The organism is Cupriavidus sp. USMAHM13, assembly GCF_001854285.1.
GTDB classification, from domain to species: Bacteria; Pseudomonadota; Gammaproteobacteria; order Burkholderiales; family Burkholderiaceae; genus Cupriavidus; species Cupriavidus malaysiensis.
Map to the genome: position 1 here is coordinate 2,940,729 of NZ_CP017752.1, position 16,314 is coordinate 2,957,042.

General features: G+C 72.0%; 12 protein-coding genes. 7 read left to right on the forward strand and 5 right to left on the reverse strand.

The window, feature by feature from the left end; translation table 11 throughout:
* Positions 1 to 8: 8 nt before the first annotated feature.
* Entirely contained in the window at positions 9 to 902 is an 894-nt protein-coding gene (locus BKK81_RS31115; protein ID WP_071021029.1) for an isocitrate lyase/PEP mutase family protein, read from the reverse strand.
* Between the two features lie 122 nt (positions 903 to 1,024).
* On the opposite strand from BKK81_RS31115, the gene BKK81_RS31120 reads away from it, so the two are divergent.
* Positions 1,025 to 2,014 (forward strand): tripartite tricarboxylate transporter substrate binding protein, encoded by a 990-nt coding sequence (locus BKK81_RS31120; RefSeq protein ID WP_071021031.1) that lies wholly within the window; start codon positions 1,025 to 1,027, stop codon positions 2,012 to 2,014.
* Positions 2,015 to 2,029: 15 nt separating this feature from the next.
* Positions 2,030 to 2,785 (forward strand): GntR family transcriptional regulator, encoded by a 756-nt coding sequence (locus BKK81_RS31125; protein ID WP_071021034.1) that lies wholly within the window; start codon positions 2,030 to 2,032, stop codon positions 2,783 to 2,785.
* A gap of 43 nt (positions 2,786 to 2,828) precedes the next feature.
* Here the strand turns inward: BKK81_RS31125 and BKK81_RS31130 are convergent, their stop codons facing one another.
* Entirely contained in the window at positions 2,829 to 3,458 is a 630-nt protein-coding gene (locus BKK81_RS31130; protein WP_071021036.1) for a superoxide dismutase, read from the reverse strand.
* 411 nt (positions 3,459 to 3,869) lie between these two features.
* Here BKK81_RS31130 and BKK81_RS31135 point away from each other — a divergent pair, with 411 nt between their 5' ends.
* The 3 genes from BKK81_RS31135 to BKK81_RS31145 all read left to right on the forward strand — a co-directional run bounded on the left by BKK81_RS31135 (position 3,870) and on the right by BKK81_RS31145 (position 8,473).
* On the forward strand, positions 3,870 to 4,256 hold the full coding sequence (locus BKK81_RS31135) for a DUF2946 domain-containing protein (RefSeq protein WP_071021039.1): 387 nt from the start codon (positions 3,870 to 3,872) through the stop codon (positions 4,254 to 4,256).
* A gap of 90 nt (positions 4,257 to 4,346) precedes the next feature.
* A complete protein-coding gene (locus tag BKK81_RS31140; protein WP_071021041.1) occupies positions 4,347 to 6,806 on the forward strand; it encodes a TonB-dependent receptor in 2,460 nt (819 codons plus the stop codon).
* Positions 6,807 to 6,931: 125 nt separating this feature from the next.
* Positions 6,932 to 8,473, forward strand: a complete 1,542-nt coding sequence (locus tag BKK81_RS31145; protein WP_156811508.1) for a PepSY-associated TM helix domain-containing protein — start codon at positions 6,932 to 6,934, stop codon at positions 8,471 to 8,473.
* 45 nt (positions 8,474 to 8,518) lie between these two features.
* Here BKK81_RS31145 and BKK81_RS31150 read toward each other — a convergent pair whose 3' ends face one another.
* Positions 8,519 to 10,021: a M81 family metallopeptidase gene (locus tag BKK81_RS31150; RefSeq protein ID WP_071021047.1), complete on the reverse strand. Its 1,503-nt coding sequence runs from the start codon at positions 10,019 to 10,021 to the stop codon at positions 8,519 to 8,521.
* 19 nt (positions 10,022 to 10,040) lie between these two features.
* A complete protein-coding gene (locus BKK81_RS31155) occupies positions 10,041 to 11,066 on the reverse strand; it encodes a Bug family tripartite tricarboxylate transporter substrate binding protein (protein WP_083384623.1) in 1,026 nt (341 codons plus the stop codon).
* A 186-nt stretch (positions 11,067 to 11,252) separates the two neighbouring features.
* Here BKK81_RS31155 and BKK81_RS31160 point away from each other — a divergent pair, with 186 nt between their 5' ends.
* Positions 11,253 to 12,602: an aspartate aminotransferase family protein gene (locus BKK81_RS31160; RefSeq protein ID WP_071021050.1), complete on the forward strand. Its 1,350-nt coding sequence runs from the start codon at positions 11,253 to 11,255 to the stop codon at positions 12,600 to 12,602.
* 26 nt (positions 12,603 to 12,628) lie between these two features.
* Positions 12,629 to 13,510, forward strand: a complete 882-nt coding sequence (locus tag BKK81_RS31165) for a MurR/RpiR family transcriptional regulator (RefSeq protein ID WP_071021053.1) — start codon at positions 12,629 to 12,631, stop codon at positions 13,508 to 13,510.
* Positions 13,511 to 13,643: 133 nt separating this feature from the next.
* On the opposite strand, the gene BKK81_RS31170 is transcribed toward BKK81_RS31165, so the two are convergent.
* Positions 13,644 to 16,097: a penicillin-binding protein 1A gene (locus tag BKK81_RS31170; protein ID WP_071021057.1), complete on the reverse strand. Its 2,454-nt coding sequence runs from the start codon at positions 16,095 to 16,097 to the stop codon at positions 13,644 to 13,646.
* Between the last annotated feature and the right edge of the window lie 217 nt (positions 16,098 to 16,314).

The window sequence follows — 16,314 nt, forward strand, 5'->3', positions numbered from 1 at the left end:
CGGCGCCTTCATTGCACCGCGGCCGGCGCCGCCAGCGCGGACAGGTAGCGCTGCTCCAGCGCGAACACCTCGGCGAAGCCGACCAGGTCGAGCTGCGCGCGGAAATCCGCCAGCCGCGCCCCGGGGCCGCCGGCATAGCCGTTGGCGCGCACCGCCGCCAGGGCATCGCGCATGCCCTGGATCGCGGCCAGCATCAGCGTGCCCGGCAGGCTCACGCGCGCGATGCCCATCGCCTCCATCTCGGCAAAAGTGAAGGCCTCGGGCGATTTGCCGCCCTCCACCACATTGATCGCCACCGGGCCGCGGATGCCGGCCACCGCCTCGCGCGCCAGCGCCTTGGACGTCATGCCGTCGATAAAGACCATGGTGGCGCCCGCCTCCAGGTAGGCATTGCCGCGCCGGATCACTTCGCCGATGCCACCCACGGCAAGCGCGTCAGTGCGCGCATTGATGACGAAATCGGCATCGGTGCGCGCCTCTGCGCAGGCGCGGATCTTCTGCACGGCCTCGTCGAGCGGGATCAGCGACTTGCCCTCCAGGTGGCCGCAGCGCTTGGGCATGAGCTGGTCTTCGATGTTGACGCCGGCACAGCCGATGCGCTCGAAGGCGCGCACCGCGTACCAGGCGTTGACCGCATTGCCGAAGCCGGTATCGCCGTCGGCCATGACCGGCAGCTCGACCGCATCGACGATGCGGCGGGTGGCCTCGACCATGTCCGAGAAGGCCAGGAAGCTGTAATCCGGCAGGCCCAGCCGGCTCACCGAAATACCGAAGCCGGAACACTGCACGGCCGCGAAGCCGGCCTCCTGGACGATGCGCGCCGAGAGCGCATCGAATGCACCCGGCATCACGAGCAGCTCCGGGGCATGGATGAGTTGGGACAACCTGGTGGTCTTTCGCATTTCCGTCTCCTGATCGAACTACGAACAGTATGCATACATGATTGGGAATTTACAATCGAATAATTCGTGTTTCATGCCAGTTTAAGGCTATCATGCATGCATACAGACAAAGGAGACCTGTGATGCATCCGTTTGGAAAAGCCCGCCGCGCCACCCGTTGCCTGCTCCTCGGCATGGCCGCCGCATTCACCTTCGGCCCCTGCGCATATGCCGAAACCTGGCCCGCGCGGCCGCTCACGCTGGTGGTGCCCTTTCCCGCGGGCGGCACCACCGACACCATCGCCCGCCTGCTCTCGAACAATCTGTCGCGCCAGCTGGGCCAGTCGGTGATCGTGGAAAACAAGAGCGGCGCCGGCGGCACGCTCGGCGCGGCGCAGGTGCTGCGCGCGCCGGCCGACGGCTACACCCTGCTGCTGGGCACGCCGGCCGACCAGATCAATGCCCCGCTGATGCTGTCGCGCCCGCCCTATGACGCGGCGCGCGACTTCAGCCCGGTCGGCTGCGTCAGCCGCGGGCCCAATGTGCTGGTGGTCAACCCGTCGCTGCCCGCGCACAACGTGGCCGAGCTGCTGCGCCTGGCGCGCGCGCGGCCGGCGCAGATCAACTTCGCCAGCGCGGGCAACGGCAATACCTCCCACCTGTCGGGCGAGCTGTTCGCGCAGACGGCCGGGATCGCGCTGACGCACATTCCCTATCGCGGCAACGCGCCGGCCATCGCGGACACCATCGGCGGCCAGGTGCAGATGATGTTTTCCAACCCGGCCACGGTGCTGCCGCACATCCGCAGCGGCGCGCTGCGCGCGCTGGCGGTGACCTCGCGCACGCGCGTCGCGGCCCTGCCGGACGTGCCCACCCTGGCGGAGTCCGGCGTGCCGGTGGAGATCTACAGCTGGACCTGCCTGTTCACGCGCGCGGGCACCGCGCCGGACCTCGCCGCGCGGCTGCGCGCGGCGCTGGCCAGGGCGCTCGACGACCCGCGCCTGGCGCAGGCCATCGCCGCCAGCGGCGCCGAGACCTTCTCGCCCCCGCCCGCGCAGACGGCGCGCTTCCTTGCGGACGAGCGGACTTTATGGGGTAATCTCATCCGCAGCCGCCACATCCACGCTGACTGAACCCCGTAACGAGCCATGGCATCCCCCGAGTCTTCCCGCACGCGCGCGCTCTCCGTCGCCGACGTGCTGCGCAACCGCATCTTCGACGGCGAGATCCCGCCGGGCTCCCACCTGATGGAGGTCACGCTGGCGCAGGAGCTGGGGGTGTCGCGCACGCCGGTACGCGATGCGCTGGCACGGCTGGCCGACGAAGGACTGCTGACCTACCAGCCCAACCGGGGCTTCCTGGTGCGCCGCTTCCAGCCCAAGGACGTGCGCGATGCCTTCACGGTGCGGGCCGCGCTGGAAAGCCTGGGCTGCCGCCTGATCGGCGAACGCGGCCTGCTGCACCCCGAGCAGGAACGGCTGGCCGCGCAGCTCGAGGCGCAGCGGCAGGTGCTGCACGAGCAGGAGTGGGACGCGCAGCAGGCGCTGCGCTGGCAGGACATGAACCTGGACTTCCACTACACCCTGCTGGAGCTGGCCGACAACGACTGGCTCACCGACGCGGTGCGGCGCGCGCGCCAGTTGCCGATCATCTTCGACAGCAAGTCGCGCCCGCACGACCAGGCGGCGCTGGCGCTGCTCTTCCAGCGCGACCACAGCCGCCAGGCGCTCGCCGAGCACTACCGCATCGTCGACGCGCTGGCGCAGCGCGAAGTCGGGCGCGCCGAGGCGCTGATGCGCGAGCACATCCTGACCAACCGCGACGTGCTGGTGCGCGCGCTCGGCGCGGGGCCGTCCGACGCCGCGGGCCTCGCCGTGCACGGCGGACACGCCGTGTTCGGCTGAGACGCGGCGGTGTCGGCATCGGCGGGCGCGGCGGCGACCGCCTTCACACGCGCGCGTTCTGCGCGGCGAAATCCCAATTGAGCAGTTTGTCGATCACCGCCTCGACGTAGTCCGCACGCCGGTTCTGGTAATCGAGGTAGTAGGCGTGCTCCCACACATCGATGGTCAGCAAGGGCTGCATGCCCTTGGTGAGCGGCAGGTCGGCGTTCGTGGTCCTGACCACGCGCAGCTTGCCGCCGTCCATCACCAGCCAGGCCCAGCCGCTGCCGAACTGGCCGGTGGCGGCGGCGGCGAGCGACTTCCTGCAGGCATCGACCGAGCCGAAGGCGGCTTCGATGTGCGGCCGCAGCGCCGCCGGCGGGGTGCCGCCGCCGCCCGGGCGCAGGCTGTGCCAGTAGAAGGCATGGTTCCAGGCCTGGGCCGCGTTGTTGAAGAGCGCCACCGCATCGGCGCGCTCGGCGCTCGCCGCGATGATCTTTTCCAGCGGCAGGCCGGCCAGTCCGGTGCCCGCCGCCAGCCGGTTCAGGTTGTCGATATAGGCGCGGTGATGCTTGCCGTAGTGGTAGCCCATGGTGCTGGCCGAGATCACCGGTTCCAGCGCATTCTCGGCGTAGGGAAGCGGCGGCAGGGCGAAGGCGGGCGCCGGCCGGGCAGCGCGCGCGCGCGCAGGCATGCCACCCAGCGCCAGCCAGAGGGCCGCGCCGGACGCCGTCCCGAGGAATGCCCGTCGACCGGGAGCTTGCTGGAGTGCCATAGGACCTCCTGATGGGAGAACGCGGAGGCGGGCGCGCCCACGGCGTGCCGGACGGGTTCGGGGAAAGCCGCCGGCGCGGGGCGGCACGGCCCCGGGGCAAGGCGCGCGGCATGCGTCCTCGCAGGAACCTGCCATGCCTCGCTCTTCATCATAGTGGTGCCGGCCGCGCAGGCAGCGCTTGAGCGGGTCTGGCCGCGCTTGGCCGCGCCGTGCGGCGCCGGCGCCACCACCAGGCAGTTCCGGCCGCTGCGCGCGTCAAAATGCCGCACCCCCGCGCATCCGGCCGCTCGGGCACCTCGGTTAGACTGCAACGCTACCCCGCACCCCACCATGACTTCCCGGCAACGCAACCACCGCACCGCTTGGCTTGGCCTGCTCGCCATGTGCCTGCTCGTGCTCGCGCCGCTGGTGAGCCAGTGGGTGGCCGCCCGCCATGCCGCGGACCCGTCCGGCTTCATCTGTTCGGCCGCCCAGCCGGAGGCGGATGGCAGCGGCCAGCACGCGCCGCTGTCGGCCTGCGGCTATTGCGACCTGCTCGCGGGCCATGCCGCGGCGCCGCCGCTGCCGGCCGCGCTGCCGGTGCTGGCGCTGGTGCTGCTGTTTGCCGCGGTCATGCTGCCGCCGCTCGCCCCGGTGCCGCTCGGCGCCTTCCCTTCGGGCCGCCCCAGGGGCCCGCCCGCTTCGCCTCGTTCCGTCCCTTTCTCTCTTTCCTGTTGAACTGCCGCTGCGCGCACGCCGTTGCCGCCGCGGCCGGACGTTGACCGACGGGCGCCGCGCGGCGGGCCTGTCCACGAGGCACTTCTTCCGATGCGAACGATGTTGAACAAGGGCGCGGCCGCCCTGCGCGAGGCCGCACCCGCCTTCGCTCCCACCCTGCTCACCCTGGCCCTGATGGGCATCGGCGGCATTGCCCATGCCGCCGGCGGCGCCAACGAGATAGGCGAGGCAAACAAGGCAAACGAGACCGGCACCGATGGCAGCCGGACCGCCGCGCCCGGCCAGGATGCCCAGGACGCGCCGAGCCTGCCGGCCGTCTCGGTGACGCAGACCCGCAGCTTCGCCGAGAAGCAGCTGCTGCCGCAGACCACCGCCGGCGTCACGCGCGAGGAGGCCACCGCCACCATCAACGTGATGAACGCCGAGGACACGCTCAAGTACCTGCCCGACGTGCTGGTGCGCAAGCGCTACATCGGCGACACGCAGGCGCCGATGGCGACCCGCACCACCGGCGTCAACGCCAGCGCGCGCAGCCTGATCTACGCCGACGACGTGCTGCTGTCGACCCTGGTCAACAACAACAACGGCAACGGCTCGCCGCAGTGGTTCATGGTGGCGCCGCAGCAGATCGAGCGCGTCGACGTGATGTACGGCCCCTTCGCGGCCCAGTACCCGGGCAACTCCTACGGCGCGGTGGCGCAGATCACCACGCGCATGCCGCAGAAGTTCGAGGGCAGCATCGAGATGAATGCCGCCATCCAGCGCTTCAAGCTGTACGGCACCAGCGACACCGAGCCGTCGCAACAATATGCCGTCACGCTGGGCGACCGCGTCGGCAAGCTGTCCTGGTGGTTCAACGCCGGCCACCTCAACAGCTTCAGCCAGCCCATCACCTTCGGCACGCTCAGCCAGTCGACCACCGTCGCCGGGCCCGGCCTGCCGGTCATCGGCGGTGCCTTCGCCGACCGCAACCGCAGCGGCGGCGCGATCCAGGTGATCGGCGCCGGCAACTTCGTGCACACGCTGCAGGACAACGCCGCGCTCAAGCTGGCCTATGACTTCACCCCCGCGCTGCGCGCCACCTATGCGCTCGGCTACTGGCAGAACAGCGCCAAGGCCGGCGCGCAGAGCTACCTCAGCACGGCCGCCGGCACCCCCTACTACGGCGCCGCGAGCGGCAACGTCAACATCGGCGGCTACAGCTACAGCGCCGGCACCATCGCCGGCCAGTTCTCCAGCAGCCATGTCGAGCAGCAGCACCTGATGCAGAGCCTGAAGGTGGAGACGCATACCCAGGGCGTGTTCGACTGGGAAGCGGTGCTCAGCAACTTCTACTACCTGCAGGACCAGAACCGCCAGTCGACCGGCCTCTACCCGGCCGCCATCGGCGGCGGCGCCGGCCGCATCACCGACATGGGCGGCACCGGCTGGACCACGCTCGACCTCAAGGGCACCTGGCGCCCGCAGGGCGTGGCCGGCGCGCACATCGCCAGCTTCGGCGCCCACTTCGACCAGTACAAGCTGAACAGCCCCACCTACAACACCGGCGACTGGCTCTCGGGCGGCGCGGGCGCGCTGTACAGCAACTCGCTGGGCAAGACCCGGACCACCGCGCTGTGGCTGCAGGACGTGTGGCGCTTCGCCCCGCGCCTGCAGGCCACGCTGGGCGGCCGCTACGAGACCTGGCGCGCCTACGACGGCTATAACTACAACCTCGGCAGCAACGGCGCCGGCGTGGCGATCCACCAGCCGGGCATCGACAAGTCCGGCTTCTCGCCCAAGGCCTCGCTGACCTGGGATGCCACCCCGATGTGGTCGCTGACCGGCTCCTTCGGCAAGGCGCTGCGCTTCCCCACCGTGGGCGAGCTGTACCAGAGCGTGCAGACGGGTGCCACCTACCTGCAGGCCAACCCCTACCTGGAGCCGGAGAGCGTTCTCGCGGGCGAGCTGGCGCTGGAGCGCCACACCGATAGCGGCAAGCTGCGCCTGTCGTTGTTCAACGAGTACGTGAGCAACGCGCTGATCTCGCAGACCTCCACCATCCCGGGCTTCGCCACGCCGGTCTCGTTCACCCAGAACGTGGGCAAGACGCGCCAGCTCGGCGTCGAACTGGCGGGCCAGCAGGACAATGTGGGCATCCGCGGCCTGACGCTGTCGGGCAACGTCACCTACGTCGACGCGACCATCCTGTCCGACCCTGGCTACGTGGCCACCACGCCGGGCGCCAGCGCGGTCGGCAAGCGCGTGCCCTACGTGCCGGCCTGGCGCGGCACGCTGGCCGCGACCTACCGGCCGGACAACCGCTGGGCCTATACGCTGGCCGCGCGCTACAGCGGCCGCGTCTACGCCACCGTCGACAACACCGACATCAATCCGGCCACCTACCAGGGTTTCCAGGGCTTCTTCGTGATGGATGCGCGCGTGAACTGCCAGATCGACCAGCACTGGAGCGCGTCGCTGGGCGTGGACAACCTCAACAACCGCAAGTATTTCCTCTACCACCCCTTCCCGCAGCGCACCTTCTACCTGGGCCTGAAGTACACCATCTGAGGTACACCATCCGAGCCCGCTCGGCCCGGGCCGGCGCGCCCCGTCCGCCGTGCCCCCCCGCGCGCGGGGCGGGCGCTTCCGGGCGCGCCCCGGCACCTGTCCCGCTCATGCAGGAACGACCCACCATGGCACCACAACCCTCCCCGTCCCGCCCCGCCACGCCGGCGGGCCCGCCATCCGCCGCGGCCTACCGCATGCTGTGGCGCTGGCACTTCTATGCCGGCCTGTTCGTCATGCCCTGGCTGATCGTGCTGGCGGTCACCGGCACGCTGTACTGCTTCCAGCCGCAGATCGAGCCGCTGCTCTATCCGGAGCTGCTGCGCGTCGCCCCCGGGCCGGCGCGGCTGCCGGCGCAGGCGCTGCTGGAGCGCGCGCGCGCCGCCGCGCCGGCGGGCGCCACGGCCACCACCTACACGGTCAACAGCGCGCCGGCGGCCAGCGCCGAGTTCGTCTTCCGCCTCGCCTCGGGCAAGAGCGAGAGCCTCTACCTGGATCCGTACACGGGCGACTACCTCGGCAGCCTGAGCGTGGAAGACCGCCTGATGAAGCAGGTGCGCCGGCTGCATCGCGCGCTGATGCTGGGCAAGCCGGGCGAACTGCTGATGGAGCTGGCGGCCTGCTGGACGCTGGTGATGATCGCCACCGGCCTGGCCATGTGGTGGCCGCACTGGCGCGAGCGCGGCGCCGCCGCCCTGCGCCTCGGCCGCGGCAGCGGCGCGCGCGGACGCTGGAAGGCACTGCACCGCTTCCTGGGCGCCTGGCTGGCGCTGGGCGCGCTCGTCTTCGTGCTCTCCGGCCTGCCCTGGACCGCCTCCTGGGGACGCCAGTTCAAGGCGCTCGCCACCGCCGCCGACCTCGGTGCCCCGCGCAAGGGCGCCCCGCCGCGCTCGCTGCCGCCCGGCGGCATGGCGGCGGCGCCCGGGGAGGCCGCCGCCATGCCGGGCCACGAAGGCCATGCGGAACGTGCGGAACATGCGGAACACGAGGGACATGGCGGCCATGGCGACCATCAAGCCGCGGCGGCCGCCCCGGCAGCCACCATGGAGTCGCTGCCACTGGCCGACGTGCCCTGGGCGGCCGGCCTGGCGCCCGTGCCATCGGGCCAGGCGCCGCGGGTACCGTCGCCCCCCGCCGACCTCGACCGCGTCGTCGCAGCGATCGCCGCGCGCGGCATCGCCGGCGGCTACCAGCTTGTACTGCCGAATTCGCCGAGCGGCGTCTTCACCGCCTCCGTCTATCCCGCCGACCCCACCGGCGAGCGCACCCTGCATCTCGACCAGTACGGCGGCCAGGTCCTGCGCGACACCGGCTACCGGGACTACGGCCCGGTGGCCAAGGCCATCTCCTACGGCACCTCGTTGCACATGGGCCGCTACTTCGGGCTGGCCAACCAGATCCTGTGCGCGGCCATCTCGCTGGGCCTGATGGCGCTCGCCGTGAGCGGCCTGCTGATGTGGCTCAAGCGCCGGCGCGCCGGCACGCTGGGCGCGCCCGCGCTGCCGCGCGCGGTACCGCCGATGCGCGCCTGGGCCGTGGGCCTGGGCCTGCTGGGACTGGTGTTCCCGCTGATGGGCGCGACCCTGGTCGCGGTGTGGGGGCTCGACCGCCTGGTGATCGCCCGGGCCGGCAGGCAGCACGGGCCTGCGGGCACCCTGCGCGCGGACTGAGCCCCCCTGCGCGACCGGTGCGGCCGGCCTCGCCGGCGCCTGACGTCAGTCCGGCCCGGCCAGCCGGACATGGCGGAAGGGCAGCAGGCGCAGATCGAGGCTGGCCGGTCCCGGCGCGTCGACGTCGATGATGGCGGCGCAGCGTGGCAGGAAAGCCGCGCGGAAGTGGTTCTTGGCCTTGACGCACAGCAGGCGCAAGGCGTCGAGGTCGATGCCGTGCAAGGCGAAGAAGGCCGGGTCGTTGGCCGGCGCCACCGCCTCTGTCACGATCACCCGGACGTCGTGCTGTCCCAGCACCGTCAGCAGGGCGGTGCGGCCGCAGCGCGTGACCCTGCCCGTTTCCATCGGCCCGCTGTTGACGAAGACGCCATCGGTCAGCCGCTCCACCCGCACCTTCACCGCCACCGGCGCGCCGAAACGGTCCGACCAGCGTGCCCCGAGGGCCAGCGCGCAGACGCCGCCCACGCCGACCTCGTGCGCCAGGCGCACGGCCGGCACATCGGCAAAGCTGGCAAACACGGTGGGCACCGACGGCCGCGCTTGCAGCAAGGCCGCGAACAGCCCCGGCGTATCGCAGGCGCCGCCCGACAGCGGGTTGTCGCCCGGATCGGTGACCGCCACCAGCCCCGGCGTGCGCGCGGCGATCGCCAGGGCCTGCGCCAGCCCCTGCGCCGGCGCCGGCAAGCTGGCCGCGAACGCCGGCGCGTGCTCGCGCAGCGCCGCCAGCAGGATCTCGCAGGCACGCCGGGCCGCTGCGCCCCCGCCATCGGCGAGCGCATCGCTGACGACGACCACGGCGGCCCCGGTATCCGGCGTGTCGGCATAGGGGAAGCCGCCGAACACGGATGCCTCGAGGATGGCGGCGCCGGCCTGGGCCGCGGCCAGTTCCTGCAGGGTGCGCATGGGCCCCGCGTCCGTGCGCATATTGAAGCTCGGCAGGACCAGTCCCGGCCTGGCCACGGTGACGCGGCTGCGCCGCCCGCGCTCGACGATATCGCTCAGCCCCTGCAGCACCCGCTGCGCCGCCTCGCGCATGTCGATGTGCGGATAGGTCTTGTAGCCGCTGGCATAGTCGAGCAGCGGGCCCAGTTGCGGGCTGAGGTTGGCATGCAGGTCGAAGCTGGCGCCCAGGGGCACGCCGGGCAGCGCCTCGCGCACGGCCCGCACGAACTCCAGGTCCGGCGCCTGGCGCCGGCTGGTGATGGCCGCGCCGTGCAGCGACAGATAGACCGCGTCCCACGGGCCCTGCGCGCGCAGGGCCGCCATCACTTCGTCGAAGAAGGCGCGATAGACGGCGTCGTCGATCGCCCCCCCCGGCACGGCCGAGGCGCAGCGCAGCACCACCACCTGCCAGTCAGGCCGGTCCTCGGCGAAAGCGGCCACGGCGCCCAGTTCCGTCGCCGTCCCGCGCGCCGCGTCCAGCGCGCTGTCCCCGGCCGCCCATTCGCGCCGGTCGAAATCCGCCTGCCGGCACGGCAGGGGGCTGAAGGCATTGCCTTCGTACCAGAACCTGGCCACGGCCAGGCGGCGGCGTTTTTCCTGCGGCATGATCGGCTCCCCTGGACGCTCACTCGGGCTGGATGCCGGCGCCTTCGACGATCTTCCGGTACTTGTCCTGCTCGGCCTGCAGGTGGCGCGCCAGCGCCTCGGGCGGGCCGCCGACCGGCTGCGCCGCCAGGTCCGCCAGGCGCCGCTGCATGCGCGCATCGCGCAGCACCCGCTCGGCCGCCGCATTGAGTGCGGCCACCACCGGCGCCGGCGTCCCGGCCGGCGCCATCAGCACGAACCACGAAGTCTGCTCGAAGCCGGGCAAGGTCGCCGCGACGGGCGGCACGCCCGGTGCCGCCGGCACCGCGGCCCGGCTGGTCACGCCCAGCGCCACCAGCTGCCCGGAGCGGATCAGCGGCAATGCGGTCGGCAGGTTGTCGGCGGACAGTTCGATCTGTCCGCCCAGCAGGTCGCTGGTGGCCTGGCTCGCGCCCTTGTACGGCACATGCGCGATCTCCACCCCGCCCATGCGCTTGACCATTTCCAGCGCCAGGTGGCCGGAGCTGCCGATGCCGGGTGAGCCCCAGTGCAAGGCGCCGGGCCGGGCCCGCGCTGCTCGCAGCAGGTCATCCATGCTGTTCAGGCCGGAACCGGGCCGGGTCAGCACGACGTTCGGCACATCCGCCAGCCAGGCCACCGGAACGAAGTCCTTGCGCGGGTCATAGCCGACGTGCTTGTAGACCAGGGCATTGATGACCTGCGTGCCGGGCGTGCCCAGCAGCAAGGTATAGCCGTCCGGCGCGGCCCGCGCGACCTCGGCCGCGCCGAGGCTGCCGCCGGCGCCGGCCTTGTTGGCCACCACCACGCTCTGGCCCAGCTGCTGGCGCAGCCCTTCCGCGACCAGGCGCCCCAGCAGGTCCGTGGTGCCCCCGGCGGCGAACGGCACCACCAGCCGCAACGGGCGCTCGGGCCAGGCCGGCGGCGGTGCGGCGCCCGCCGACAACGGCAACGCTGACGCAAGCAGCGCCACCTGCAGCGGCCGCGCCAGCGCGCGCCCCAGTCGGGCGCCGACCGCGAGGCAGCGCAGAAGCTTCGATCCAGGCATGGCAAGTCTCCAGCAATCCCAAGGTTGGAAGGGGAAGGGCAGAAAGGGGGAAAGGGTGCTGCGCATTCTGATGATGCGCATGGCCTGCCGCCCCCAGAAAGACCATTTGATCTATTTACACACAAAATATACCATTTGATCTTTCCGCGAGTCCAGCCGCCTCCCCTTTCCGCCACCGCCACCGCCATGACCCACATCATCCACCGCAATCCCCGCTCGCCCCTGCCGCTGGCCGCGTACGGCGACGGGGCCTATATCGTCGACCGCGACGGCAAGCGCTACTTCGACGCCTCCGGCGGCGCCGCCGTGTCCTGCCTGGGCCACGCCCACGCCGAAGTGCGCGCCGCCGTGCGGGAACAGATGGACCGGCTCGAATACGCCCACACCAGCTTCTTCACCACCGAGGCGGCCGAGTCCCTCGCCGCGCTGCTGGCCGAGCGCAGCCCGCCCGGGCTGGGCAACGCCTACTTCGTCGCGGGCGGCTCCGAGGCGATCGAGACCGCGCTCAAGCTGGCCCGCCAATACCATGTCGAGCGGGGCGAGCCGCAGCGCTACCGCTACATCGCCCGGCGCCAGAGCTACCACGGCAACACGCTGGCGGCGCTGGCGATCGGCGGCAATGCCGCGCGGCGCGCCTGGTACGAACCCGTGCTGATCGAGAGCCATCATGTCTCGCCCTGCTTCCCCTTCCGCCACCGGCAGCCCGGCGAGACCGACGCCGCCTACGGGGACCGCCTGGGCGCGGAGCTGGAGGCCACGCTGCAGCGCCTCGGCCCGCACACGGTGGCGGCTTTCGTGGCGGAAACGGTGGTGGGCGCCACGGCGGGTGCCGTGGCGGCGGTGCCCGGGTACTTCCGCAAGATCCGCCAGGTGTGCGATCGCCACGGCGTGCTGTTGCTGCTGGACGAGGTGATGTGCGGGCTGGGCCGGACCGGCAGCTATCACGCCTTCGAGCAGGAAGGCGTGCAGCCCGACCTCCTCACGCTGGCCAAGGGCCTGGGTGGCGGCTACCAGCCGATCGGTGCGGTGCTGGCGCACGACCGCGTGGTCGAGGCCATCCGGGCGGGCTCCGGTGCCTTCCAGCACGGCTTCACCTATGTGGGGCATCCGGTCGCCTGCGCGGCCGCGCTGGCGGTGCAGCGCATCGTCGCGCGCGACGGCCTGGTGGAACGGGTGGCCAGGCTGGGCGACACGCTCGGCGCGCTGCTGGCGCGGCAATTCGACGGCCATCCGCATGTGGCGGACGTGCGCGGCCGCGGGCTGTTCTGGGCCGTGGAACTGGTGCGCGAGCGCCACGGCGCCACGCCCTTCGCGCCGGCGCTGCGGCTGCATGCCGCGGTCAAGCACCAGGCGCAGCAGCTCGGCCTGCTGTGCTATCCGGGCGGCGGCACCATCGATGGCGAACACGGCGACCACGTGCTGCTGGCACCGCCCTATCTCAGCAGCCCGGAACAGCTGGAACAGGCCGTCGCCACGCTGGCGCGCGCCATCGACCTGGCCGTGGCCGGGGCGCTGGCGCCGCGCGATCGGCCATAATCTGCCGCGACAGCCACGGAGCCCTGATGGAAAAGGCCGACATCGACCAACGGATCGAACAGCAGTTCGCTCAACTCCCCCCCAAGCTGCAGCAGGCGGCGCGCCATGCCATCGACCATCCCCAGGACATCGCCCTGTTGTCGATGCGCGCGGTGGCGGCCAAGGCCGCGCTGCAGTCGGGCGTCATGCTGCGGCTGGCGCGCCAGCTGGGATTCGACAGCTACGAGGCGTTCCGCGAGCCCTACCGCCGCTGGCTGGCCGCCGGCGAGCCCGGCTTCTCGCGCCGCGCCACCGCGCTGCGGGCGCAGGCGCGCGACGACAGCGATGCCGGCCTGCTGGCACAGCTGCTCGAAGCCGAGGCCGGCAACCTCGAGCAGACCCTGGGCGCCGCGGCGCTGCCCGCGCTGAAGCGCGCGCACGCGGCGCTGGCGCGCGCTCGCCGTATCTACGTGCTGGGACTGCGCAGCCTGTATCCGGTGGCCTACTACTTCAGCTACGCCTGCGGCATGTGCCTGGACAACGTCACCCTGCTGTCAGGCGTGGGCGGCACGCTGGCCGACGAACTGCGGCGGATCGGCCCCGACGATGCGCTGGCCGCGTTCAGCTTCGCGCCCTATGCGCAGGCCGCCGTGACGGCGGTCGAGTTCGCCCGCGAACGGGGCGCGCAAGTGGTCGCCATCACCGACAGCCCGGTCTCGCCGATCGCGCCCGGCGCCGCCGCGCTGGTCCTGGCCGCCACCGCCACGCCATCGCTGCTGCCCTCCGTGGTGCCCGCCCTCGCGGTGGCGCAGACGCTGGCGGCCTTGCTGGTCAAGCATAGCGGCGCGGCCGGCACGCGCGCCATCGCCGACAGCGAGGCGCAGCTGGAACGCTTCCACGTCTATGCAGCGGGCCGGCGGCCCGCCTGACGCGACCGTCGCCCTACCCGTCCGGGCGCGGGGAGCGCCGCGGCGCCGGCTGGTGTTGAACCTGGGACCGGAAGCCTGGAAGCCTGGAAGCCTGAAAGCCGGCGCCCGGAGCCTAGGTCCTGGGGCCTAGGTCCTAGAGCATCGAAGCCGGAGCCGATGCCGGCGTCCCCGCCGGCGCCGGCATGGTGGCGCCCGCGCCCGGCGGCGGTACGGTGGTCACGGCAGGCGGCGCCTGGGGCGGCGCGGCGGCGGCGGCACTTGCCGCGATGGCACCGGCCGCCGGGCCCGGCTGGCCGGCATCGGCGGCCGCGGCATCGGATGCCGGCGCCGGCCCGGCAACGGGCGCCGAAGCGGCCTCGCTGGCGGCCTGGACCGGCGTTTCGGCCGGCGCGCTGCGCGCTGGCCGCGCCGCGCGTGGCGCGGCTGCCTCGGGCGCCGGGGCCGGCGCGAACAGCTGGCGCAGGCGCTCGCGCAGCTTGGCGAACCAGGCGCCGAACAAGCCGGGCTCCTGCTCCTCGGGGAAGCGCACGCGGGCGTCGACCAGGCGCGTGCGCAACGCGCGCTGGAAGACATCGCCGACGATGGGCAGCGCGCTGTGCGCGCCCTGCCCCCAGTAGTCGCTGCGCAGCGTCACGCGGCTGTCGTTGAAGCCGACCCAGGCCCCCGCCACCAGTTCCGGATGCATCAGGATGAACCAGCCGTCGGCATTGTCCTGCGTGGTGCCGGTCTTGCCGGCCACGTCGGCACGGATGCCGAAGCGCGTACGGATGGCGGTACCGGTGCCACGGTCGACCACGCCGCGCATGACGTCGAGCAGGGTCTGCGTGGCATCGAAGGACAGCGCCCGCTCCGCGCGCGCCGGCTGGAATTCGGCCAGCACCTCGCCCTTGGCGTCCTCGATGCGGGTCACCATCATCGGCGCGATGTACTCGCCGCCGTCGGCGATGGTGGCATAGGCCGACACCATCTCCTTGAGGCTCACCGGACTGGTGCCCAGCGCCAGCGACGGCACCGCTTCCAGCGGGCTCTGGCGCACGCCCATGGCGCGCGCCAGCCGCGCCACCTGGTCGGGGCCGACGCTCTGCATCAATTGCGCGGTGATGCGGTTGCGCGACTGCGCCAGGGCATCGCGCAGGGAGATCGGCATGCCGGTGGGCGGCGACTCGTCGCTCGGGCTCCAGACCTCGCCGCCGGGCATGGGGATGGACACCGCCTGATCGGGATAGGTGTCCTCCGGCCGCGCGCCCTGGGCGAAGGCTGCGCCGTAGACGAAGGGCTTGAAGGTGGAGCCGGGCTGGCGCCGCGCCTGCTGGACATGGTCGAAGGCGTCGAGGGCGAAGTCGCGGCTGCCCACCCAGGCCTTGATGGCGCCGTCGCGCGGATCGATGGCGATGAAGCCGGCCTGGATCATGGTCTTCTGCTGGCGCAGGTCCTGCATGAAGGCGCGGTCGGCCAGCAGGTGCTTGAGCGCATCGTCGGCGCTGGCGCCGGCGTCGCGCGCGGCGCGGTACTGCGGCGTCTCGCGCACGAAGGCGCGCACCAGCTCCTGCTCGGGACGCCAGCCGGTGCGGCCGTTCCAGGCCGCGTCGGCGATGCCTTGCAGCTGGCGCGTCTGGCGCGCCAGCGCCTGGTTGGCGAAGGCCTGCAGGCGCGAGTCGATGGTGGTGCGCACCACCAGGCCGTCGGTGTAGATGTTGTAGTCGTTGCGGTCGGCCCAGCCGATCAGCCACTTGCGCAGCTGCTGGGCGAAATGGGGCGCCGGGCCGGGCTCCTCGTCCTGGCGCTCGAAGTCGATGCGCAGCGGGCGCTTCTGCAGTTGCGCATACCTGGCCGGGTCCAGCACGCCGCGCTTGACCATCTGCGCCAGCACCGTGTTGCGCCGCTGCAGCGAGCGCTCGGGGTTGATCACCGGGTTGTAGTAGCTGTTGCCCTTGAGCATGCCGATCAGCGTGGCGCTCTCCAGCACGTCGAGCTTGTCGGCCGACTTGCCGAAATAGGTGCGCGCCGCCATCTCGATGCCGAAGGCGTTGTACAGGAAGGGGACCGTGTTCAGGTAGGTCTCGAGGATCTCGTTCTTGCTGTACAGCGCCTCGATCTTGAGCGCGGTGATGGCTTCCTTGAGCTTGCGCGTCAGCGTCGGCGCGCGCCCGATCTCGTCCGGATAGAGATTGCGGGCCAGCTGCTGGGTGATGGTGGAGCCACCCTGGCGGTCGCCCGAGGCGGTGCGCAGGGCGGCCGAGGCGAGGCGGCGCCAGTCGATGCCGTGGTGCTGGTAGAAGCGGTGGTCCTCGGTGGCGACCAGGGCCTTGACCACCTCGGGCGAGATCTCGTCGAGCGGCACCCATTCGCGGTTGGCCCACTTGAACAGCGCCAGCTCCTTGCCATCCGCCGACAGGATCTGCGCGGGCCGGTCCTGCTTGGCCTTGCGGATGTCGCTGATGCCCGGCGTGAACGGGATCAGCACCAGCACATAGAGCAGGAACAGCGCCGGCACGGCGGCGATGCCCAGGGCCAGTTCACGGCGGGTGGGACGCCGCAGGCGCTGCAGCCGGGCGGCGAAAAAGGTCTTGATCTGGGCCGGAGTCATGGCACTGGCGCCGCCGAACCTGGATGCCGGGCGGCACCCCGTGCGGCGCCGGGTAGCGGAAAACCCTGAATGCTACCAAAACCGACCGTGCTGGCGGGCCGCCGCCGTGCCGGTGGCGCCCGCGCCGCCCGCTCTGTCGCCCAAGCGCCACGCCAGCGCCGCTTGTGGCGCCCGCGGCCGGTAAAACGCTTGACCCGGCGCGCAGCCTTCCCGGCTT

What these genes read in the sequence shown, in the direction of transcription:
- BKK81_RS31115 (WP_071021029.1), bottom strand. Translation starts at nt 902, where the DNA reads ATGCGAAAGACCACCAGGTTGTCCCAACTCATCCATGCCCCGGAGCTG.
- BKK81_RS31120 (WP_071021031.1), top strand. Translation starts at nt 1,025, where the DNA reads ATGCATCCGTTTGGAAAAGCCCGCCGCGCCACCCGTTGCCTGCTCCTC.
- BKK81_RS31125 (WP_071021034.1), top strand. Translation starts at nt 2,030, where the DNA reads ATGGCATCCCCCGAGTCTTCCCGCACGCGCGCGCTCTCCGTCGCCGAC.
- BKK81_RS31130 (WP_071021036.1), bottom strand. Translation starts at nt 3,458, where the DNA reads ATGCCTGCGCGCGCGCGCGCTGCCCGGCCGGCGCCCGCCTTCGCCCTG.
- BKK81_RS31135 (WP_071021039.1), top strand. Translation starts at nt 3,870, where the DNA reads ATGACTTCCCGGCAACGCAACCACCGCACCGCTTGGCTTGGCCTGCTC.
- BKK81_RS31140 (WP_071021041.1), top strand. Translation starts at nt 4,347, where the DNA reads ATGCGAACGATGTTGAACAAGGGCGCGGCCGCCCTGCGCGAGGCCGCA.
- BKK81_RS31145 (WP_156811508.1), top strand. Translation starts at nt 6,932, where the DNA reads ATGGCACCACAACCCTCCCCGTCCCGCCCCGCCACGCCGGCGGGCCCG.
- BKK81_RS31150 (WP_071021047.1), bottom strand. Translation starts at nt 10,021, where the DNA reads ATGCCGCAGGAAAAACGCCGCCGCCTGGCCGTGGCCAGGTTCTGGTAC.
- BKK81_RS31155 (WP_083384623.1), bottom strand. Translation starts at nt 11,066, where the DNA reads ATGCCTGGATCGAAGCTTCTGCGCTGCCTCGCGGTCGGCGCCCGACTG.
- BKK81_RS31160 (WP_071021050.1), top strand. Translation starts at nt 11,253, where the DNA reads ATGACCCACATCATCCACCGCAATCCCCGCTCGCCCCTGCCGCTGGCC.
- BKK81_RS31165 (WP_071021053.1), top strand. Translation starts at nt 12,629, where the DNA reads ATGGAAAAGGCCGACATCGACCAACGGATCGAACAGCAGTTCGCTCAA.
- BKK81_RS31170 (WP_071021057.1), bottom strand. Translation starts at nt 16,097, where the DNA reads ATGACTCCGGCCCAGATCAAGACCTTTTTCGCCGCCCGGCTGCAGCGC.